Below are 20,603 nucleotides of genomic sequence, written 5' to 3'. Positions count from 1 at the left end.
ATTACCTGCATGACTCAGAGAGTGGATTGCGGCAGGTTTCCCGACGGTGAGCGGGAACCTTAACCGCCGCCTTATCCCGCAGCGTTCGCCGTCGGCCGCGCTGTTCAACTGTGGCCGCGCCGAAGTTGAACAGCGCAGGCTTTCACACGCTTCGACTCCGCCGGTACGGTCACTGACGCATCGGCCACCCGTGCCGCTTGGGACCGCGACAAGAGGAGGATTCCGTGGCCATGATGGGCGGCCCGCGCATGGGTCTGATGCCGCTCGGCGCAGACAAGTCGATCACCAAACAGAAGATCAAGCCGGGCACGGTGCGACGCATCGTTCCCTATGCCCTGCGACCCAGACCTGGTTTTCCGGGCGGGTCGGCCAGGGCGTCATCTGCGACTTGCGCTGCCAGGTGTTCGAGCATGTCCAGCGGCAGCCACTGGCCTTCTTCACCCGCACCCAGACAGGGGCTCTGGTCAGCAGGCTCAACACCGACGTGGTCGGCGCACAGCGAGCGATCACGACGCTGCTTCCGAGGGCTTTGCCCAGAAGGCGGTCGAGGTCCGTGACGTCGCGATCAGGACAGCCGTCTGGGGGCGCGTTCTCGTCCTCATCGCCACTTTGATCGCCGGGGTGACCACCGCGCTGGTCTACGGCCTCGGCGGCGTGCTGACCATCAACGGCTCGCTCCAGATCGGCACCCTCGTCGCCATGGTCGCGCTGCTGCTGCGGCTGTACGGGCCGATCAACCAGCTGTCCAACATGCAGGTCAACATCATGATCGCGCTCGTCAGCTTCGACCGCGTCTTCGAGGTGCTGGATCTCAAACCGCTCGTCGACGAACGTCCCACCGCCCGACCGCTCCCGCTCGACGACGGCCTCGCCCCGGACATCGAGTTCGACGAGGTCTCCTTCCGCTACCCGGCCGCCGACGAGGTGTCCCTGGCCTCCCTCGAGTCGATCGCGCTGCGCACGCCGTCGCGTGGTGGCGACGCCATGGTCCTGAACGAGGTGAGTTTCCATGCACCGGCCGGCAAGCTCACCGCGCTGGTGGGCCCTTCGGGAGCAGGCAAGACCACGGTCACCAGCCTGGTTCCCCGGCTGTACGACACCACCTCCGGGACGGTACGCGTCGGCGATCACGACGTACGCGATCTGACCATGCGTTCCCTGCACGACACGGTCGGCGTCGTCACTCAGGACGCGCACCTGTTCCACGACACGATCCGGATGAACCTGCTGTACGCCAGGCCGGACGCCAGTGAGAAGGAGCTCGTCGAGGCATGCGAGGCGGCCCGGATCTGGGAGATGGTCTCGTCCCTGCCCGACGGTCTCGACACCGTGGTCGGCGACCGCGGTTACCGCCTCTCCGGTGGCGAGAAGCAACGCATCAGCCTCGCCCGGCTCCTGCTCAAGTCACCGCCGGTCGTCATCCTCGACGAGGCCACCGCGCACCTGGACTCCGAGTCCGAGGCGGCGATCCAGCGGGCGCTCAACGTCGCGCTGGCGGGCCGCACGTCCCTGGTCATCGCTCATCGGCTGTCGACCATCCTGGAGGCCGACCAGATTCTCGTTCTCGACGGCGGCCGGATCCGCGAACGCGGAACCCACACGGACCTGCTCGCCGCCGGCGGGCTCTACAGCGAGCTCTACCGCACTCAATTCGCAGGACAGCACTCGAACGGCACACCCAAGAATGTCGCGAACAAGGCGGGCATCTAACCCGGCCTGCCGCCAAGAGAAGAGGTCAGTAAGGTGCCAAACCCCTTTGAGGATCCTGACGCAAGCTATGTGGTCCTGGTCAACGACGAAAATCAGCACTCGCTGTGGCCGGTCTTCGTGGAGGTGCCGGACGGCTGGCAGACCGTATTCGGCGAGGCCGCTCGGGAAGAGTGCCTCGCGTACATCGAGAAGTCGTGGACCGATATACGGCCCAAGAGTCTGATCGAGGCCATGAAAGCGAATTGACCGCGGTCACGCCCGAAAGACACCACGCGCTTTTGGAGGACGTGTTGGACACCGTTGAGTCAGGCAGTGACGCCTGGCGGCCATACGAGATAGGCGCTGACGAGGTCGGCGCGTCCGCCCTCGCCGACCGGCTCGACGAGCTGGGCGCAGACGCTCTTGCCGACCTGCTCACCGAGCGCAAAGCGCTTATCTTCAGGGGCTTCGGCGTCTCGCCCGAGGCGATCGAGCCGGTGCTCTCCCGCCTGGTGCCGGATCGCCTGCCGTACGTGCACGGAAACTCGCCGCGCACCAAAGTGGGCGGCAATCTCTACACCTCGACCGAGTACCCGCAGAAATACACCATCTCCATGCACAACGAGCTCAGTTACGCCCACCGCTGGCCGACCCGGCTCACCTTCTACTGCGAGAAGGCGGCGGAGACGGGCGGCGCCACTCCGGTGCTCGACGGTCAGCTCTGGCTGGACTCGCTCGACGCCGAGGTGCGCGAGGCGTTCGCCGGCGGCATCCGCTACGTCCAGAACCTGCACGACGGGTTCGGCTTCGGAAAGAGCTGGCAGGACACGTTCGAAACCGACGACCGCGCGGCGGTCGAGGAGTTCCTCAGGCAGTCGCGGGCCGATTGGGAGTGGGGCCCGGACGGCCTGCGCGTCACCCAGCTCCGCCCCTCGACCACCAAGCACCCTGCCACCGGCGCCGAGGTCTGGTTCAACCAGGCCGACCAGTGGCATCCGGCCGGCCTGGGCGACGAAGCCTCGGCCGAGCTGTACGACATCCTCACGACCGACGAGTTCCCGCAGTACGTGACGTTCGCCGACGGAACCGCGATCCCTGACGCGTACATCGAGCAGATCATCGATCGTGGGCTGGAGAGCGCCGTCGACGTCGATTGGCGCAGCGGCGACGTACTGCTCATCGACAACGTCCTGCTCGCCCACGGCCGACGCCCGTTCGAGGGGACCCGGCGCGTCCTGGTGGCGATGTCGGACACCTGACGGCAGTTCGTCGAACCGGGCGGGAGAGGTCAGGGGGTCTGCCTGCCGCGACCGCACCGGTCAGCGGTTCTTCCAGGAAAACGTTCGTCACACCTCGGATCAGGTCCTCGCGCCGGTCGCCGCAGCCCCCGCGGCCGCCGTCGTGCCACGTTCCTCGGCGACCAGGGCGTGTACGCGCTCGCGCTCCGCACGCCCCCAGGTCTCCTTCGTGACCAAGATGCCTACGAGGCCGATGATGGCCGCGCCGAGGTAGAGCAGCGCGGCGCCCGGCCAGCCGAAGGCACCGACCAGGGCGGCGGCGAGCAGCGGGGCGAAGCCGCCGATGGCCGCCGCGACCTGGTAGCCGAGCGAGGCGCCCGACGTGCGGGTCGCGGTGCGGAACTGCTCGGTGAGCAGGGAGCCCTGGGTACCGGTGAGCGAGGCGTGGATGAGGCCGATGCCGATGATGAACACCGCGACGACCAGGGCGGGTTGAGCGGAGTTGGCGAGCAGGTACATGGGGAACGCGAAGAGGATGGCCGCCGTGCACCCGGCGATGTAGATGGGTCGGCGTCCGATGCGGTCGGTGAGCGCGCCGGCCAGGAAGGTGACACCGATGGCCAGGACGCTGGCGACGGTGATCGCTCCCAGGGCGACGGGCCGCAGGTCGGGGTGGTGGTCGGTGATGTAGCTGAGCAGGTAGGTCGCGGTGGAGTAGTAGGCGAAGGACTCGACGACGCGCAGCGCGATGACCCGCAGGATGCCGCGCCAGTCCCCCTTCAGCGTCGCCAGGAAGGGATTCTTCTCCGTCCTGCCGTCGGCCCTCGCCTCCTGGAACTCGGGGGATTCCGAGAGCCGCGAGCGCACGATCAGCGCGGCGACCACGAGGACGGCGCTCGCCAGGAACGGGGTCCGCCACTGCCAACTGCCCTCCAACGTGGAGCTCCAGGCGAACACACCGCTGGCCAGGGCGATGCCCAGTGGGTTGCCCGACTGGGGTATCGCGGCGAACATGCCGCGCCGGTGCCAGGGCGCGTGCTCGTACGCCATGGTGATCGCCCCGCCCCATTCGGCGCCGAACGCGAGGCCCTGGATCATTCGGATCACGGTGAGCAGGATCGGGGCGAGCACGCCCACCTGTCCGTATGTGGGGAGCGCGCCGATGAGGAACGTGGCCGCGCCCATGACGATCATCGCGGCGACGAGGACGGGCTTACGGCCGAACTTGTCGGCGAAGTAGCCACCGACGGCGCCGCCGAGCGGGCGCATGACGAAGCCGACCGCGAGCGTGGCGAAGGAGAGCAGGGTGCCGACGAAGCGGTCGCTGTCGGGGAAGAAGACCGCGCCGAAGTAGAGGGCGGACGCGGTGCCGTAGGCGATGAAGTCGTAGTTCTCGACGCTGGTTCCGAAGGCGGCGGCGATCGCGGTTTTCACGCGGTCCTTGGAGCCGAGCACGCTTGGCTGTCCGGCGGGGGTGCGGGTGGACATGGGGATCTCCTGCGGGTTCGGGGCACGTGCGGGTACGCCGAGGGGACGCCTGGCGCGGTGGGTGTGCGCGGGCGTGGGGAGGGGGCGGTGCGAGGGAGAGCGGGGGTGGTGCGGCGGGGGTGTGTCAGGCGATGGTGGGCGTCAGATCGTCGAGGGCGTTGAGTTTCGCGACGCGGCGGCGGGTGTCCGCGTCGTCGTCGAAGGTGGCGCCCAGGAACTCGCGGACGATGTCGGGCACCAGCGCATGCGGCACGAGCCAGGCACCCATGGCAATCGCGTTGGCGTCGTCGTGCTCGACCGACTGATGGGCGGAGTACGGCTCGTGGGCGAGGCCGCAGCGGATGCCGGGCAGCTTGTTGGCGGCCATGACGGCGCCCTGGCCGGTGCCGCACACGAGCACGGCGCGGTCGGCGGCGCCGCTGAGCACCGGCTCGCAGGTGGCGCGGGTGATGTCGGGGAAATCGACGGGTTCGCTGCCGTGGGTGCCGCAGTCCACCACGTCGTGCCCGAGCGCCTCGATGGCCTGTCGGACGGCGTCCTTGAGTGCGAAACCGGCGTGGTCCGCGCCGAGGGCGACCCTCATGTGTTGTCCTGCCTTTCGGATTTCTGTGAGCGCAAGTGCCGTGCGGACACTCACTGTTGGGCCTTGGGAGACCGGTCGACGAAGGATGTGGGGACGCGTTCGCCCGCGGCCGCGCGCCCGGCGATGAGGTCCACGACCCCGCGTACGCCGAGGCGTCCGATCTCCGCCGCGTCCTGGCGGACCGCACTGATGGGCGGCGAGGCGAACTCGAACCAGTCGAGGTCGTCGACGGACACGACCTCGATCCGGGCCGCCTGTTCGACGCCGAGCCGCTCGCGCAGCGCACGTACCGCGCCGAGGGTGGTCAGGCCGTTCGCACCGAAGACCGCCGTGAACGGGACGCCGCGGTCGAGGATGCGGTGCATGGCCTTGGCCGCCCCGTCGGCGAGGAAGTCACCTGCCTCCAACAGCCCTTGGTCGGTACTGATGCCGTGCTGCTCACGCCCGGCGAGGTAGGCGGCGCGGCGCTCGGCGCCGGTGGAGATGGTGTCGGGGCCCCCGATGAAGGCGACGTCGCGATGCCCGCGCCGCTGCAGCCAGTCGAGCACCTGCCCGACGCCCTGCGCGTTGTCCGTGCCGTACATCGGCGCGTCGATGCCGTCGATGGTGCGGTTGAGGAAGACGAGCGGAAGGCCGGAGGCGACGGTGGCGGCGAGCTGCGGCGAGACGGTGCTCTGCGGCGCGAACAGCAGGCCGTCGATGCGCTGGGAGGCGAAGGTCTGCAGGTAGGCATCGGCCTGGTCGGCGTCCTCGTTGGCGTTGGCCAGCAGGACGGTGTAGCCGTGCCGGCGGGCCTCCTGCTCGGCGGCGTGCGCCAGTTCGGAGAAGAACGGGTTGCGGATGTCCGAGACGAGCAGTCCCAGTACGTCGGTCCGGGCCCGCCGCAGCGCACGGGCGGGCCCGTTGGCGATGTAGCCCAACTCGGCGGCAGCCGCCAGCACTCGGGCGCGGGAGTCGACCGAGGTCTGACTGCTCCCACTGAGCACACGCGACGCGGTCCCCAGCGCGACCCCGGCCCGCGCCGCGACGTCCTTGATCGTGGCCATCCGTTGCTCCACCTCCTCGTGGATTCCATGGAAACGTTTCCATAGCATGGATGACTTTAAGATCGCATACGGGGCGGGGCGCGGGCAAGAGGTTGGGGTGACCGGGCCGGTCAGTCAGGTACCCCGCCCTGGTCCGACCCACCACGCGGCGACGCGTCCTGGGCCGGCACGGACGGAGCATCAGGTGTCGAGCGCCGAGCGGCCGTGTACGGGACGCTTCTACGGTGGATCGCCTTGAAGGTGTCGTTCAGCGCGGTCGCACTGTGGTCGTAGCAACGCTGCGCCACCCCCACGAAGAGGCAGTCCACGACGGCGAGTTGGGCGGTTCGGCTGACGGTCGCCCCTGAGCGCAGCGGCATCTCCCGGACCGACGTGGTGAGTACGAGATCGGCGCTTTCGGCCAGCGGCGAGCGCGGGAAGTTCGTCAGGGCCACGGTCGTCGCCCCGCGTTCGGCCGCCGCCTGCAGCGGGTCGAGGGTGTCCGCCGTGGTGCCGGAGTGCGAGATGCCCAGGGCGACATCCCCCGGCCGAAGCAGCGCGGTGGCGGTCAGCGCGGCGTGGGCGTCCGTCCACACGAAGGCCATCAGGCCGATCCGGTGCAGCTTTTGATGGAGATCCGCCGCCACGAACCCACTGGCCCCCACGCCGAAGATGTCGATGCGCCGGGCACCGCCCACGGCCTCGACGACGCGTTTCAGTACGTCGATGTCGAGTTGCGCACGGGTCTCTTCGAGCCCTCGCGCCTCATGGAAGACGATCTTGTCCGCGATCTCGTCGAGGGTGTCCGTCTCGCTGATGTCGGTGTGACTGTGCGTCCGCGGCTGGCTCTGCGCGTTCTCCAACGCGACGGCCCCTGCGAGCGCGAGGCGCAATTCGGGGTAGCTCCGCAGGCCGTTGGTCCGACAGAAGCGCATCACGGTGGTGACCGAGGTCCGGGCCCGGTCCGCGAGCACACCGATGCTCCAACGCGAGGCCTGGGCAGGGTCTTCGATGATGGCTTCGGCCACCCGCTGTTCGGCGGGCGCGAGGGCGGGGAGCGCCGAGCGGATGCGCACCAGGATGTCTCCGGACGGCTCTCCGGCACTCTCGTTCGAGTCGGTGCGTGTGGTCGGACGACCCATGTGAAGCCTCCCCGTGTGTGGGGACCAGCGTAGGCGCAACCTCGCACACGTCAATAAGTAACCCCGAGACGAACTCCCCGGAAACTTATTGACATTGACGGCTGGCCGTTTCGATACTGGCCCGCGTCACGACGACCTTCACCGGCCGTCCGGACGAGGTCCTGCCCGGCACCACCAGCCCTTGCCACGCGGCTGTTCGACCTCACGAATCCATGGAGCGACCGACCCCCAGCTGCTCCCTGGCCTCGGCACACGCACGTAATCCACTGGTTCCCTTCTGCCTCCGTGAGGTGAGCGCCCTGACTGCCGTCCTGGCCCGCTGGAACAGCTGCCCGCCGCGCTGGACCAGGGCGGCAACACCGCCCGGGCGACCGCGGCCTTCGCGCCCGCCGTCGCGAAGGCGGCCGCCGCGGGCGACTCGGTCGCGGACGCCATCCTGCGCGAGGCCGCGACCGCATGGTGCGAGACGGTCATCGCCGTGGCACACCGGCTCGGTGACACATCGCCGCTGCCGGTGACGGTGACGGGAGGGCTCGCCCACTTGGAGGGCGCACTGCCGACCGAGTTCGACACCCTCCTGCTCGCATCCGGGCGCGAACTGCCGCGCGTACAGCCGCTGGGCGGTTCTCTTGAGGGGGCCCGTCTGCTCGCCTCGCGGCGCGATGCCCCTCACGAGGCCTTTGTCACCAGGGTCGGCCTGTCATCCGTGTGAGCCGCTCCAGCCGCATCGGAGCGGTTCGGTTCCGTCGGCGTCCCTGCTCGCTTCCGCCGGCGTCTCCGCTCGCTCCCCACACATCACCTCGCCCGTGTTCATGAGCTTCGCCAACCCACTGGACAGAAAGGCTCGTTGTGAGACTCCCCATGCGTTCGCCGGAGCGGACAACAGGAGCGGGCAGGCCGCCCCTCGCCATCGTCGGCAGCGCCGCCGCCGTCGGTGTCATCTACGGCTACGACGTGGGCGCCAGCGCGGGTGCGCTGCTGTTCCTCCCCGGCGACTTCGATCTCACCATGGCCCAGGCCGCCTCGATCGTGACGATCCTCGGCGTCGGCCAGTTGATCGGCGCCCTGGTCGCGGGCCGCCTCATCAACGCGATCGGGCGCAGGGGCGGCATGCTGGTCGTCACCGCCGGCTTCGCGGTCTTCGCCCTCACCTGCGCCGCGGCCCCGAACCTGCTGGTCCTGGACGCGTCCCGGCTCCTGCTCGGCGTCGCCATCGGGATATCCACCGTCGCCGCACCGGTGTACGTCGCCGAGTCCTCACCGGCCACGAACCGCGGCGGGCTGGTCATCATCTACCAACTCGCCAACTGCATCGGCATCATGCTGGCCTACGCCGTGGCGTACCTCCTGGCTCCCACCGAGTCCTGGCGATGGATTCTGGGCGTGGCCGCCGTTCCGGCGGTCGCCGTCTTCTGGGTGCTGTGCACGCGCATGGACACACCACGCTGGTACGTGATGAAGGGGCGGCACCGCCAGGCGGAGGAAGCGCTGCGCAAGCTCGACCGTGACGTCGACACGGTCCGGGCACTCGCCGACCTCCGAGCCACGCTCGCCACCCAGGAGGCGGGCCCCCGCCGTCGCGGTGAGACCGTGCGCACACTCCTGCGTCCGCCCTATCTCCGGGCCCTTGTCTTCCTGGTGGGTCTGGGCGCCATCATGAAGCTGACCGGCATCAACGCACTCGTCTACTACAAGCCTCTGATCCTGCAGTCCATGGGGTTCAGCGGCTACACCTCGCTCCTGCTGATCCCCGCGGCCATCCAGGTGGTCACCGCGATCGCCACCACGTTCTCGGCGCTCCGGGTCGACCGGATCGGACGGCGTCCACTGATGCTGACCGGCCTCGCGGTCATGGCGGTCGCGCACGGTCTGATCGCGCTCACGTACGTCACCGGCGTGCGGACCACCACGACGCAGGTGCTGGCCATCCTCGGGTTCGTGCTCTTCCAGGCCGGATTCGGGCTGGGTCTCGGCGCGTTGATCTGGGTGTACGCCTCGGAGAGCCTCCCGGGATCACTGCGCGCGGCGGGCGCGTCCATCACGCTGACCGTCGACTACGGCATCAACCTGTTCATCGCGCAGTTCTTCCTCACGATCCTCAACGCCGTCGGTGGCGAGGTCGTCTTCATCGGATTCGTCGTCATCACCCTCGCCTCGTGGGCCTTCATGTGGAAGCTGGCGCCGGAGACCAAGGGGCGTCCACTCGAGAGCATCAAGCAGTACTGGGAGAACGGCGGCAAGTGGCCCGAGCCCGCCCCGGTGAAGCACCCCGCTCCCCCACAGCCCGAAACCATCTGACCGGCCGACAGCACGTGAAAGAGACCTCCGCATGACCGACCGCATGACCGACAAGCCCAACATCCTCTTCCTGATGACCGATCAGCACCGGATCGACACCCTCGGCTGCTACGGGAACGACGTCGTCCGCACCCCGAACCTCGACCGGATCGCCGGCGACGGAGCCAGGCTGGACCGCTGCTACACCCCGACCGCCATCTGCACGCCCGCCCGCGCAAGCCTCCTCACCGGCCTGCACCCGTTCCGGCACCAGCTGCTCGCCAACTACGAGTGGAACAGCGGGGGCCGCGAAGAGCTGCCGGACGGGCTCCCCATCCTGTCCCGTGAGCTCAGGTCGGCCGGCTACAACGTCGGACACGTCGGCAAGTGGCATGTCGGGCGCGACCGCGGACCCGAGTACTACGGACACGACGCCGAGCACCTGCCCGGCGCTCTCAACGGCACCAACCTTCCGGGCTACCTCGACTGGCTGGACCGTACGGGCCAAGTGAAGCCACAGGTCAGGGACGCCACGCACGGCGTCCTGCCCGACGGATCACCCGGCCATCTCATCGCCGGCCGGCTCGACCAGCCGACGGAGGCCTCCTTCGAGCAGTTCCTCACCGACAGGGCGCTCGACACCCTGCGCGGCTACGTCACCGACCACCAGGCCGACGGCAAGCCGTTCTACCTCGCCTGCCAGTACTTCGGCCCGCACCTTCCCTACCTGGTGCCGGACAAGTACTTCGACATGTACGACCCCGCGGACGTGGTGCTCCCCGCCTCGATGGCGGAGACCTTCGCGGGCAAGCCCGCGGTGCAGGAGCGGTACAAGGACTACTGGTCCGCCGACCACTTCAGCCCCGACCAATGGCGCAAGCTGATCGCCGTGTACTGGGGTTACGTCACGATGATCGACGACCAGATCGGCAGGCTGCTCGACGTTCTGGACGACGCCGGGCTCTACGACAGCACGGCCATCATGTTCACCGCCGACCACGGCGAATTCACCGGAGCCCACCGCCTCAACGACAAGGGCCCCGCGATGTACGAGGACATCTACCGCATCCCCGGGCTCGTCCGCGTGCCGGGGACGGAGCCCACGCGGGTCCGGCAGTTCACCTCGCTCATCGACTTCACCGCCACCATCCGCGAACTCGCCGGCATCACTCCGGACATCCCGGGTGACGGGCAGAGCCTGCTCCCGCTGATCCGCGGCGAGGAGCCGTCGGACTGGCGCCCGCACATCCTTGCCGAGTTCCACGGACACCACTTCCCCTACCCGCAGCGCATGATCCGGACCGACCGCTACAAGCTCGTCTGGAACCCCGAGAGCGTCAACGAGCTGTACGACCTGGAAGAGGACCCGCACGAACTGCTCAACGTGTACACCTCCCCCGCCCATCGCACCGTGCGACGGGAGTTGAGCGACAAGCTGTACACGGAACTCCGCGCCCGCGGCGACATGTTCTACCGCTGGATGCACTTCATGGCGGACCTCGACCGCACCGACCGCGACCCCACGGACACGGGCGCACAGCCACAGCGCCGCCCCGTGGTGTCGTGAGAGCAGCACGACGGATACGCCGGATCGCCTGCGGCGCCTGATGTATTTACCCCGCCCACGCTCCGGCGGCATCATGATCCTTCGCGTCGCCGCACCGGGCCGTCCTCGCCGCCTACGAAAGGTCGTTTCCAGTGGATGGGCGAATTCAGCAGGTCGAGGCCGTGCTGTTCGACACCTTCGGCACGGTCGTCGACTGGCGGACCGGAGTCGCGGCCGCCGTCGACGACTTCGCCGCACGGCACGGCCTGACACTCGACGGGACAGCGTTCGCCATGCGCTGGCGGGAGCTCTACCAGCCGGCGATGGAACCCGTACGCACCGGTCAACGGGGATTCGTGCCGCTCGACGTGCTCCACGCGGAGAACCTGCGGACCGTGCTGGGCGAGCACGGCGTCGACCCGACGGCGTTCGACGAGACCGAGTTGAGATGGCTCAACGAGGCGTGGCATCGGCTGCCGGCGTGGGCCGATTCCGTTCCCGGTCTCGAACGACTGGCCCGGAGCGTGACGACGGGAGCGCTGTCGAACGGCAACCTCGCGCTCCTGTCCCGCCTGGCCAAGCACGCGGGCCTCCCCTGGGACGTGATCGTCGCCTCCGACATCACCCGCGCGTACAAACCCCAACGCCAGGCCTACGAACGGGCCGCCGCCTTCCTGGGCCTGCGCCCCGAACAGGTCATGCTCGCGGCGGCACACAACGAAGACCTGCGCGCCGCGCGGGACGCGGGCCTTCGGACCGCCTTCGTCGCCCGGCCGACCGAGTACGGACCCACGCAGACGAAGGACGTGACACCCGACGCGGACTGGGACCTGGTGGCGGGAGACCTGGTCCAGTTGGCGACGCTGGTGGGTGACAGGCCCTGGTCCGCGGACCGGCACCTCGCGCCGTTCTGGGGGCGCGAATAGCGGTCTCACATGTGGTGCGGCGTTCCGAGCTGGTCCGCGGCGGCCTTCACTGTCTGCTCGAGCAACACCGCGATGGTCATCGGCCCGACGCCACCGGGAACCGGGGTGATCAGACCGGCTCGGGTGAGGGCGGTGTCATGGTCCACGTCGCCGACGTTGCCGGGGTTGTAGCCGGCGTCGATCACGACCGCACCCGGTTTGATGTCCGCACCGTGGATCAGCCGGGGCCGCCCCACGGCTGCCACCACGATGTCCGCTTCCCTCAGGATCGCCGACAGGTCGGTGGTGCGGGAGTGGCAGTAGGTCACCGTCGCGTCCTTTGCGAGCAGGAGCATCCCGACCGGCTTGCCGAGAATCGCGCTGCGTCCCACCACCACGGCCCGCTTGCCGGCGAGTTCGACGTTGTACGCCTCGAGCAACCGCATGATTCCGCCCGGCGTGCACGACACGAAGCCGGGCCGCGCGAAGCTCATCGCGGCGAAGGAATGCATCGTGACCCCGTCGACGTCCTTCTCCGGCGCGATGACCTCGAACGCGGCTCGCTCGTCGATGTGCGGGCCGCAAGGGTGCTGCAGCAGGATGCCGTGCACGTCCGGATCGCCGGACAACTCCGTGAGGGTGCGCACCAGTCCGGCGGTCGTGGTGGTGGCGGGCAGGCCGATGTGCCGGGAGGTGATGCCTGCCTTCGCGCACCGTGCCCGCTTCATGCGGACGTAGGTGGCGGACGCGGGGTCCTCGCCCACCAGTACCGTCGCCAGACAGGGACTGCCCCCCGTACGTCCGGTGATCTCCGCCGCCCTGGCGGCGGTCTCCGCGACGATCCGATTGGCGAGGCCGGAGCCGTCCATGAGGTGAGCCGTGCGAGTCTCGGACATCGTTGCCCTCCAGGCGTTGCTGACCACTCGCCCAGGCGCACGGCAACGACATCTTGTCGGACCGCTCCCCGGTGGTACTCCACCTCAGCGCCAGTCACGGCCCACGAGGAACTGTAATGGACACCGCAGCCGCACGGAGCGCGCCGACGAGAAGATCCGATTCGGTGAAAGTCCGCCGAAACGCTCGTAGGATGCCGGGGTGCCGAGACTCATACCGACGAGCCGCCGCGCGTGGGTTGTCACGTGGGCGGTGCTGTGCGCGGCCGGCCTCGCCGTCACCTTCGGCATCAACGCCTCCTCGGAGCCAGACCCGCAACCCGAGAAGCCCGTCAGCGCCCGGTGCGCCGAGCTGATCGCGGGCATCGAGAGGCAGTTGGCCAAGAACGAGGAGGACGGCAGGAAGGACGGGGTGGTGGCGTTCTCGCGCGTCCGGAGCTCCGGCGAGGACGACTGCCACGAGGCGCTCCGCGACCACTTCGGCGGTGAATGACGATCCGCTTCGTCATGCTGGTCGCCGTCCTGGTCATGCTTGTCGCCGCCGGCGTCGGGTTGGCCGTCGCAATGAATGCCACATCAGGACCTGAGCCACAGCCCACGCCGACGCGCGTGTATTCCTCCTGCCTGGCGGCTGACACCCGGCCACTGGCCTCCGGCGACGACCCGTGCGAGGGCCCCGGGGACTGAACAACTCCGCCTCCCCCGCTACGCGTTGTCTCTCGGCCCGTGCAGTCGGCCCGCCGCGATCACCGTCTCCACGGACCGCAGCGCCCCAAGCTCTGCGAGCGGGTCGCCCGCCACCACGAGGATGTCCGCGCTGTAGCCGGGAGTGAGCTGGCCGGTCGTCTCGTTCAGGCCCAGCGCGCGAGCGGCTTCCGTCGTGGCCATCGCGAGGATGCGGTCGTTGGGCAGGCCCAGGTGCTCGTAGAACGTGAGGCTGGCGGGCAGGCCGTCGAACCCGGCGCGCTGGACGCCCGCGTCGGTGCCCGCGATCAGGCGCGCACCGGCCTCGGCCATCCGACGCACCGCGTCGAACATGGCCTCGGCACGCTCGGCGCCGAAGAACTTCGGCAGCATCCGCCAGTTCGGGCTGATCGTGGGGCAGACGTAGATGTTCCGGTGGACGATCTGGTCGAGCACGTCCTGGCGGACCTCGAATCCGTCGGCCGTCATCCACGTGCAGTGCTCGATGCTGTCGACCCCCGCCGCGGCCGCTGCGGCGATACCGTCCGCGCCGTGCGCGTGCGCGGCGACCGGCAGTCCGGCGCGGTGTGCCTCGTCGACGAGCGCCGCCAACTCCTCCTCGGAGAGCTGGGTCTCCCAACTCTTGGCCCCACCCTTGGTGAGCCCGCCGCCGGTCTCCATGACCTTGATGACCTCGGCGCCCGCCTCCACGTTGCGCCGCACCAGGCGCCGGACTTCATCGGGGCCGGAGACCTCACCGCCGAGGAACCAGCAATGGCCACCGGGCGGAGTGACCGGCGTCGTCGCCGGGACGACACGCGGGCCGACGACCGAGCCCTCCCTGATGTCCCGGGCGAGACGCACCGCGAGGCCGCCCCGGTCACCGAGATCACGGACCGTCGTGACGCCGACGTTCAGCAGCTGCTGCGCTCGACCGGCCATGGCGGCGAACAGCGCCTCGTCGCCCTGCTCCTGGAGCGTGGCGACGGGGTCGGGGCCCGCGTCGAAACAGAGGTGCACGTGGGCATCGATCAGGCCCGGGAGCACGGTCCCGGCAGGAAAGGCGAGCCGAGGATCGTCGGGCCGCGCCTGGCGCTCGACCTCCTCGCGCGGGCCGACGCAGGCGATGACGCCCTCGCGTACGAGCACCGCGCCGTCGGCGACAGCGTCACGATCGGGTCCGGCCAGTACTTGCGCGGCGGTGATCAACATGAGGCGCGGCTCTCTTTCGCATGCGAGGACGTCGGCTACTGGAGGCACTGGAGGCACTGGAGGCACTGGAGGCACTGGAGGCAGAACATCAGACAGGACATCAGACAGAGCGAGGAGTTGGTGGATGCCGGGCCCCCGGCGCTGATGTGTTTTGTGTGTCTTGAGTGTCCTGTCGTCATCGCCGCACCATCGCCGCCCCATCAGCGCGCCAAACAGCAGTCTCCGCACTTGCCGCCACCCGGAGCTCGGTAGAAGAGGCAGCAGCTGCGCCGCCGGAACGCCAGATCGGCTCCGGTGATCCGGCCCGTGCCCCGCAGTCGGCCCGTCTCCAGCAGTTCGTGCGTCAGGCGCGTGAGATCCGTGCGCAACTCGGGCCGGGACCCCAGCAGTTGCGCCGCCGATCCGACGAGCGCCGACGCGGAATTGCCGGCCAGCAGGCGCGGCGCCACCTTGGTGGTGAAGCCGCTCTCGACCGCCTCCAGGACGCCGTCCACCTCCGAGTGGACCGCGTCGGCGAGTGACGGGAACTCTGCCGCGCGTCGGCCCTCGGGCCGGGGCAGCCGGAGAGCCGAGCCCTCGCCCGACCACTCCACCGTGGTCATCGTCGGCACGATCCCGTGGACGAGCGTGCAGGCGAGGACCGGTGACCAAAGGCGGGCCGCCAGGCCCAGGTGTGCGATGGAGGCGCCGATGCGGGGTTCGGGCGTGTTGTAGCGGTCGTTGACCGCCTGGGCGCGTTCGGCGAATCCGGCGCGCGCGAGCCGTGCGTCGGCGTCGGACGGCTGCGTCGGGTCCGTGTCGAGGGCGAAGAATCCGCCGATTCTCGACACGTCGCGCAGCGCCTCGGTGACCTGTTCCGGCGTCACGTCGGTCGACTTCATGAGGTCTTGGCCCTGCCCGGCGCGTCGATGAGGTAGAGGTCCAGGATCTCGGGGCGGGGCGCCACACCCGGTCCGCCGGCCCGCACCCAGTCCGCTATGTCCTCGGTGGCGTCACGGTCGTTGACCAGACCGAGCCACACCGGCCGCGCTCCGGCCGCCCGCCCGGCGGCAGAGGGCTGTACGACGATGACGTTGGCCTGTTCGCAGACGTCCAGGCACTCGGAGATCCGCGTCGGCGCGATCTCGCGCAGTCGCGCCGTCTGCGCCGCGTGATCCCCTGTGACCTTGACCGTTCCGCAACAGCAGTCGCGGCACACCACCACGCGGCACGGAACCGCCCGGTCCGCCGCGGGTGCCGGTACTTCGGCGAGCCGTTCGGGCATGCCGTTTCCTCCCTCTCGCCGGGGAGTTCCGCCCCGGGTTGCTTCGAGGAGGCGACGGCGTGAGTCTCCTGGCTCTCGGGTCCGTGCTCGTCCCGGCCTTCCCACCCTCGCGGGGCAGTGGCTCTCCGGGATCCGCTCGCCGATCACAGTGGCGGTACCGCACCGGATTCGCACCGGTTTCCTCGGGCCGCCGTCGCCCGTGTTCGGGGCCATCATGCCATCCGGCGCGGGACGGCCTGCGGGGGCGGACGTTGTGGCGTCTTCCGGGCGCGGACCCGTAGGGTGAACGACGCAGCTGGTTCGCCCCGCCCGCCAGACGGGGCGTCGTAAGAGGGAACCCGGTGGGAATCCGGGACTGCCCCGCAGCGGTGAGTGGGAACGACCGCCGTCATACGCACTGGACTCCGGAAGAGGGGTTCGGGAAGCGACGGTCATTAGGTGTCCGCCCTTTCGGGTGGGCGTGCCCGCGAGTCCGAAGACCTGCCGACTGCCCGTGCACGGACGACTCGTGCGCGGAGATCTCGGTGACCTCGAGGGCGGGTCGGCGTACACATACCGGCGGAAGCCCGTGCCTCGCGGCGCGCGGTCGCCGCCACGGTGGTGTCACTCCTTCATGCCGCAGAAGTCCTCCGGGATCTCAGGGATACGTCTCTCGAAGGAGATTTCCGTGACCACCAGGACCGCGACCACAAAGACCGCAGCCGCACGGGCCACCGTGTACGGCTACCCCCGCCAGGGCCCGAACCGGGAACTGAAGAAGGCGATCGAGGGCTACTGGAAGGGCCGCGTCGACGCCGACGCCCTCCGCTCCACCGCCGCCGAACTGCGCCGCACCGCCTGGCAGGACCTGGCCGCGTCCGGCATCGACGAGGTGCCGACGGGCGACTTCTCGTACTACGACCACGTCCTGGACACGACCGTGATGGTCGGGGCGGTGCCCGAGCGCCACCGGGCCGCCGTCGCGGCGGACGCCCTGGACGGGTATTTCGCCATGGCCCGCGGCACCCAGGATGTCGCTCCGCTGGAGATGACCAAGTGGTTCGACACCAACTACCACTATCTGGTCCCGGAGTTGGGGCCGGACACGGTGTTCTCCGCCGATTCCGGCAAGCAGGTCGCAGAGCTGCGAGAAGCCCTCGCTCTCGGTCTGGACGGCCGTCCTGTGCTGGTCGGACCGGTCACCTATCTCCTGCTGTCGAAGCCCGCTCCGGGCGTGGCCGACGACTTCGATCCGCTCACCCTGCTGGACCGGCTGCTGCCCGTCTACGCCGAGGTCCTCACCGACCTGCGCGCCTCGGGGGCCGCCTGGGTGCAGCTCGACGAGCCCGCGCTGGTCCAGGACCGCACCCCGGCCGAGTTGAACGCCGCCGCCCGCGCCTACCGTGACCTCGGCGCCCTCGTCGACCGACCGAAGCTCCTGGTCGCCTCGTACTTCGACCGGCTCGGCGAGGCCCTGCCGGTGCTCGCCAAGGCTCCCGTCGACGGCCTCGCCCTCGACTTCACCGGCTCCGCCGCCGCCAACCTCGACGAACTCGCCGCCGTCGGCGGCCTGCCCGGCAAGCGTCTCGTCGCCGGTGTGGTGGACGGCCGCAACGTCTGGGTCAACGACCTGGAGCGGTCCCTCGCCACGCTCGGCACCCTGCTCGGGCTCGCCGAGCGCGTCGACGTGGCCGCTTCCTGCTCGCTGCTGCACGTCCCCCTGGACGCGTCCGTGGAGCGGGACATCGAGCCGCAGATCCGGCGCTGGCTCGCCTTCGCCCGCCAGAAGACCACCGAGGTCGCCACTCTCGCCAAGGGCCTGACCCGGGGAACCGGCGTGGTCGCGGCCGAACTCGCGGCCAACCGCGCCGCGTTGAGCTCCCGCGCCACCTCACCCATCACGCGCGATCCGGCGGTGCGGAGCCGCGCCGCCGCCGTCACCGAGAGCGACGGGCGCCGCTCGCAGCCGTACGCCGAGCGGACCGCCGCCCAGCGCGCCCTCCTGAACCTGCCGCTGCTGCCGACCACGACCATCGGCTCGTTCCCGCAGACCGGCGAACTCCGCTCCGCCCGCGCCGACTTGAGGGCCGGTCGCATCGACACCACAGGGTACGAGGACCGCATCAGGAACGAGATCCGTGAGGTCGTCTCCTTCCAGGAGAAGGCCGGCATCGACGTGCTCGTGCACGGCGAGCCCGAGCGCAACGACATGGTCCAGTACTTCGCCGAGCAGCTCAACGGCTACCTGGCGACCCAGCACGGCTGGGTCCAGTCCTACGGCACCCGCTACGTCCGCCCGCCGGTCCTCGCGGGTGACATCTCCCGCCCCGAACCGATGACCGTGCGCTGGACGACGTACGCCCAGTCGCTCTCCGACCGCCCCGTCAAGGGCATGCTCACCGGTCCTGTCACCATGCTCGCCTGGTCCTTCGTCCGCGACGACCAGCCACTGGGCGACACCGCCCGGCAGGTGGCCCTCGCCCTGCGCGACGAGGTCAACGACCTGGAGATGAACGGCACTTCGGTCATCCAGGTCGACGAACCCGCGCTGCGCGAGACCCTCCCGTTGCGCGCCACCGACCACGCGGCCTACCTCGCCTGGGCCACCGAGGCGTTCCGCCTCACCACCAGCGGCGTCCGGCCGGACACGCAGATCCACACGCACATGTGCTACGCCGAGTTCGGCGATATCGTGCAGGCCATCGACGACCTCGACGCCGACGTCATCAGCCTGGAGGCCGCCCGCTCCCACATGCAGGTCGCCCACGAGCTCGCCGCTCACGGCTACCCGCGCGAAGCCGGTCCTGGCGTGTACGACATCCACTCGCCGCGCGTTCCGAGCGTCGACGAGGCAGCCGCCCTGCTGCGTACGGGACTTGAGGCCATCCCCGCCGAGCGGCTGTGGGTCAACCCGGACTGCGGGCTGAAGACCCGCGGCTGGCCGGAGACCCGCGCCTCCCTGGAACACCTCGTCGCCGCCGCACGCACGGTCCGTGAGGAGCTCGGGAGGACGGCGTCCTGACGCGCGGCTCCACGGCCCCTGCCCCTGGTGCCTGCATCGGCACCAGGGGCAGGGCGCGCACCGGCCTCCTACATCAGGCGGTCGGCGCGTACGTGCGCTTCCCCCGCCGGTACGCGATCTCGCCGAGCGCGATGTCGCAGAGCATGAACGCGGCGAGCGGGATGCCGAGCAGCGGCACGAAGTAGCCGAGCAGCGCGATCACCACCATCAACGGAACCAGGACGTACGGCGGCACGTGCTGCCAGGCACCGCGCGGGACGGGCCGGCCGAAGGCGGAGCCGCGCCCGCGCTGCCACCACATGCGGTACCCCCACACGATGAGGAGCACCACCGCCAGGGCGAGGGCGGCGAGGGCGATCTGGTTGACGAGGCCGAACAGGTTGCCGGTGTGCAGGTCGATGCCCCAGCGGGACAGCTTGGCGAGCACCGGGTAGTCCGCGAACCGCACCTCGTCCGTGACCTCGCCGCTCGCCGGGTCGACGGCGACGACGTCCTGCTTCTCCGGCCAGCTCCGCTGGATCTGCTGGACGACGTACGCCGAGGAGGAGTCGGCGGGCGGGACGATCTCCACGGGGTTCGAGAGGCCTTCGGCGCGGGCCGCCTTCAGCACCGCGTTCAGGCCGACGTCGCCACCACCCTTCTCGGCGCCGGCCCCGCCCATGTCCATGCCTTCCATGCCCTCCATACCGGCCATGTCGTGGCCGGCGTGTTCACCGCCTGGGGTCACGGTCGCGGAGACGGTCGGAGTCGTCTGGCCTAGCGCGGCACGCAGGTCGGTGATGTTCGCCCCTGCGTACGTTGACCAGGTCAGGCCCGTCGCGGACAGGAAGAAGAGGCCGAGCGCCGCCCAGACACCCACCGATCCGTGCAGCGACAGGGTGCGCCTGCGGCCGGTCGCGCCGCGGATCGCGCGCCGGGAGCGGCGCCGGGAGAACCAGAGGACGAGGCCACCGCCCGCGATCACCCACATCCAGCTCGCCGCGAACTCGCTGTAAAGGCGGCCGACTTGGCCGAGGTGGAGGTCGCGGTGGAGCTCGTCGATCCAGGTGCGCAGCGGCAGCGCGCCCGTCGAACCGTACTGTTCGAGGGCGCCGCGCACCTCCCCGTTGTACGGGTTCACGAACACCGCGAGCGTGTAATCGGCGTCGACTCCGGCGACACCGGAGAGCATGACTCGTGTCGTCGACCCGGCTTCCGGGGAAGGCCGTACGGCGCTGACGTCTCCTTCCGGATGAGCCTTGCGGGCGGCGGCGACCTGATCGGCGATCGGCAGCTCGGACTTGCCCACGGGAACGTTCAGCTCATGGGCGTACACGATCTTCTCGGCCTGGAACGAGCCCGCGTAGAGCAGGCCCGTGACCGCGGCGACGAACAGGAACGGGGCGACGAACACCCCGGCGTAGAAGTGCAGTCGCAGCACCAGTGGGCGCAGCGAGGCCCAGGTCGAACGGTCGGCGGGCGGCGACGGCGGTGCGTGCCGGCTCTCTTCCGCAGGGCGCGGTTCAGAGGTGTCGGAGGTTTCGGAGGTGAGGGACAACGTGGTCCTCCAGTTTCGGGCAGCACGGAGTCCGGGCGCGGGCCGCTCGGCCCTGGGCACATCCGGATCCGGTGCGTTGCATGGGGACTCGACCGCGCGGGCCCGCTCGGGGTGTGCGC

17 protein-coding genes, 1 pseudogene and 3 riboswitches are annotated in these 20,603 nt (G+C 69.8%); of the genes and pseudogenes, 9 read left to right on the top strand and 9 right to left on the bottom strand.

Annotation, left to right across the window (positions count from 1 at the left end):
- Positions 1-349 precede the first annotated feature (349 nt).
- From OG746_RS24030 to OG746_RS24020, 3 genes and pseudogenes are all read left to right on the top strand, one after another.
- Positions 350-1,710 (top strand): annotated as a pseudogene (locus tag OG746_RS24030) (ABC transporter ATP-binding protein); the annotation flags it as partial.
- Between the two features lie 33 nt (positions 1,711-1,743).
- Positions 1,744-1,956: an MbtH family protein gene (locus OG746_RS24025; protein WP_266717745.1), complete on the top strand. Its 213-nt coding sequence runs from the start codon at positions 1,744-1,746 to the stop codon at positions 1,954-1,956.
- Positions 1,957-2,000: 44 nt separating this feature from the next.
- Positions 2,001-2,948: a TauD/TfdA family dioxygenase gene (locus OG746_RS24020; protein ID WP_266717743.1), complete on the top strand. Its 948-nt coding sequence runs from the start codon at positions 2,001-2,003 to the stop codon at positions 2,946-2,948.
- A gap of 99 nt (positions 2,949-3,047) precedes the next feature.
- On the opposite strand, the gene OG746_RS24015 is transcribed toward OG746_RS24020, so the two are convergent.
- From OG746_RS24015 to OG746_RS24000, 4 genes are all read right to left on the bottom strand, one after another.
- Positions 3,048-4,415 carry an MFS transporter gene (locus OG746_RS24015; RefSeq protein WP_266717741.1) on the bottom strand — a complete coding sequence of 456 codons (1,368 nt, stop codon included), beginning with the start codon at positions 4,413-4,415 and terminating at the stop codon, positions 3,048-3,050.
- A 124-nt stretch (positions 4,416-4,539) separates the two neighbouring features.
- Complete coding sequence (locus OG746_RS24010) at positions 4,540-4,998, bottom strand: RpiB/LacA/LacB family sugar-phosphate isomerase (protein ID WP_266717739.1); 459 nt, start codon at positions 4,996-4,998, stop codon at positions 4,540-4,542.
- A 50-nt stretch (positions 4,999-5,048) separates the two neighbouring features.
- Positions 5,049-6,044: a LacI family DNA-binding transcriptional regulator gene (locus OG746_RS24005; protein WP_266717737.1), complete on the bottom strand. Its 996-nt coding sequence runs from the start codon at positions 6,042-6,044 to the stop codon at positions 5,049-5,051.
- 110 nt (positions 6,045-6,154) lie between these two features.
- Positions 6,155-7,165 carry a MurR/RpiR family transcriptional regulator gene (locus tag OG746_RS24000; protein WP_266717735.1) on the bottom strand — a complete coding sequence of 337 codons (1,011 nt, stop codon included), beginning with the start codon at positions 7,163-7,165 and terminating at the stop codon, positions 6,155-6,157.
- A gap of 319 nt (positions 7,166-7,484) precedes the next feature.
- On the opposite strand from OG746_RS24000, the gene OG746_RS23995 reads away from it, so the two are divergent.
- From OG746_RS23995 to OG746_RS23980, 4 genes are all read left to right on the top strand, one after another.
- Positions 7,485-7,877, top strand: a complete 393-nt coding sequence (locus tag OG746_RS23995; RefSeq protein WP_323179690.1) for a BadF/BadG/BcrA/BcrD ATPase family protein — start codon at positions 7,485-7,487, stop codon at positions 7,875-7,877.
- A gap of 149 nt (positions 7,878-8,026) precedes the next feature.
- Entirely contained in the window at positions 8,027-9,463 is a 1,437-nt protein-coding gene (locus tag OG746_RS23990; protein WP_266717734.1) for a sugar porter family MFS transporter, read from the top strand.
- Between the two features lie 31 nt (positions 9,464-9,494).
- Positions 9,495-11,009, top strand: coding sequence for a sulfatase family protein (locus OG746_RS23985; RefSeq protein WP_266717732.1), 1,515 nt, complete (start codon positions 9,495-9,497; stop codon positions 11,007-11,009).
- Positions 11,010-11,140: 131 nt separating this feature from the next.
- A complete protein-coding gene (locus tag OG746_RS23980) occupies positions 11,141-11,914 on the top strand; it encodes a haloacid dehalogenase type II (protein ID WP_266717731.1) in 774 nt (257 codons plus the stop codon).
- A gap of 5 nt (positions 11,915-11,919) precedes the next feature.
- Here OG746_RS23980 and OG746_RS23975 read toward each other — a convergent pair whose 3' ends face one another.
- Positions 11,920-12,789, bottom strand: coding sequence for a bifunctional 5,10-methylenetetrahydrofolate dehydrogenase/5,10-methenyltetrahydrofolate cyclohydrolase (locus tag OG746_RS23975; protein ID WP_266717730.1), 870 nt, complete (start codon positions 12,787-12,789; stop codon positions 11,920-11,922).
- 22 nt (positions 12,790-12,811) lie between these two features.
- Positions 12,812-12,897: riboswitch (ZMP/ZTP riboswitch) on the bottom strand.
- A gap of 91 nt (positions 12,898-12,988) precedes the next feature.
- Between OG746_RS23975 and OG746_RS23970 the strand changes: the two genes are divergently transcribed.
- Positions 12,989-13,279 carry a hypothetical protein gene (locus tag OG746_RS23970; protein ID WP_266717728.1) on the top strand — a complete coding sequence of 97 codons (291 nt, stop codon included), beginning with the start codon at positions 12,989-12,991 and terminating at the stop codon, positions 13,277-13,279.
- A gap of 212 nt (positions 13,280-13,491) precedes the next feature.
- Here the strand turns inward: OG746_RS23970 and OG746_RS23965 are convergent, their stop codons facing one another.
- The 3 genes from OG746_RS23965 to OG746_RS23955 all read right to left on the bottom strand — a co-directional run bounded on the left by OG746_RS23965 (position 13,492) and on the right by OG746_RS23955 (position 15,946).
- Positions 13,492-14,682, bottom strand: a complete 1,191-nt coding sequence (locus tag OG746_RS23965; RefSeq protein ID WP_266717726.1) for an amidohydrolase family protein — start codon at positions 14,680-14,682, stop codon at positions 13,492-13,494.
- A gap of 200 nt (positions 14,683-14,882) precedes the next feature.
- The gene (locus OG746_RS23960) at positions 14,883-15,563 is read right to left on the bottom strand and encodes a (2Fe-2S)-binding protein (protein ID WP_266717724.1); all 681 of its coding nucleotides are present in this window, start codon (positions 15,561-15,563) and stop codon (positions 14,883-14,885) included.
- Entirely contained in the window at positions 15,560-15,946 is a 387-nt protein-coding gene (locus OG746_RS23955; protein WP_266717722.1) for a (2Fe-2S) ferredoxin domain-containing protein, read from the bottom strand. The genes OG746_RS23960 and OG746_RS23955 overlap by 4 nt, the downstream gene beginning before the upstream one ends.
- 61 nt (positions 15,947-16,007) lie before the next feature.
- A riboswitch (cobalamin riboswitch) is annotated at positions 16,008-16,130 on the bottom strand.
- Between the two features lie 94 nt (positions 16,131-16,224).
- Positions 16,225-16,448, top strand: a riboswitch (cobalamin riboswitch).
- Positions 16,449-16,613: 165 nt separating this feature from the next.
- Between OG746_RS23955 and metE the strand changes: the two genes are divergently transcribed.
- A complete protein-coding gene (metE, locus tag OG746_RS23950; RefSeq protein ID WP_266717721.1) occupies positions 16,614-18,947 on the top strand; it encodes a 5-methyltetrahydropteroyltriglutamate--homocysteine S-methyltransferase in 2,334 nt (777 codons plus the stop codon).
- Between the two features lie 73 nt (positions 18,948-19,020).
- Here metE and OG746_RS23945 read toward each other — a convergent pair whose 3' ends face one another.
- Positions 19,021-20,484, bottom strand: a complete 1,464-nt coding sequence (locus OG746_RS23945; RefSeq protein WP_266717719.1) for a PepSY-associated TM helix domain-containing protein — start codon at positions 20,482-20,484, stop codon at positions 19,021-19,023.
- Positions 20,485-20,603 lie beyond the last annotated feature (119 nt).

It is taken from the genome of Streptomyces sp. NBC_01016 (assembly GCF_026341035.1).
GTDB lineage: Bacteria > Actinomycetota > Actinomycetes > Streptomycetales > Streptomycetaceae > Streptomyces.
This window is presented reverse-complemented; position numbering and strand designations above follow the sequence as displayed.

Bases quoted from the DNA above. Each gene is read 5' to 3' on its own strand.
- OG746_RS24015 (WP_266717741.1), bottom strand. From the start codon at position 4,415: ATGTCCACCCGCACCCCCGCCGGACAGCCAAGCGTGCTCGGCTCCAAG.
- OG746_RS24010 (WP_266717739.1), bottom strand. From the start codon at position 4,998: ATGAGGGTCGCCCTCGGCGCGGACCACGCCGGTTTCGCACTCAAGGAC.
- OG746_RS24005 (WP_266717737.1), bottom strand. From the start codon at position 6,044: ATGGCCACGATCAAGGACGTCGCGGCGCGGGCCGGGGTCGCGCTGGGG.
- OG746_RS24000 (WP_266717735.1), bottom strand. From the start codon at position 7,165: ATGGGTCGTCCGACCACACGCACCGACTCGAACGAGAGTGCCGGAGAG.
- OG746_RS23990 (WP_266717734.1), top strand. From the start codon at position 8,027: ATGCGTTCGCCGGAGCGGACAACAGGAGCGGGCAGGCCGCCCCTCGCC.
- OG746_RS23985 (WP_266717732.1), top strand. From the start codon at position 9,495: ATGACCGACCGCATGACCGACAAGCCCAACATCCTCTTCCTGATGACC.
- OG746_RS23975 (WP_266717730.1), bottom strand. From the start codon at position 12,789: ATGTCCGAGACTCGCACGGCTCACCTCATGGACGGCTCCGGCCTCGCC.
- OG746_RS23965 (WP_266717726.1), bottom strand. From the start codon at position 14,682: ATGTTGATCACCGCCGCGCAAGTACTGGCCGGACCCGATCGTGACGCT.
- OG746_RS23960 (WP_266717724.1), bottom strand. From the start codon at position 15,563: ATGAAGTCGACCGACGTGACGCCGGAACAGGTCACCGAGGCGCTGCGC.
- OG746_RS23955 (WP_266717722.1), bottom strand. From the start codon at position 15,946: ATGCCCGAACGGCTCGCCGAAGTACCGGCACCCGCGGCGGACCGGGCG.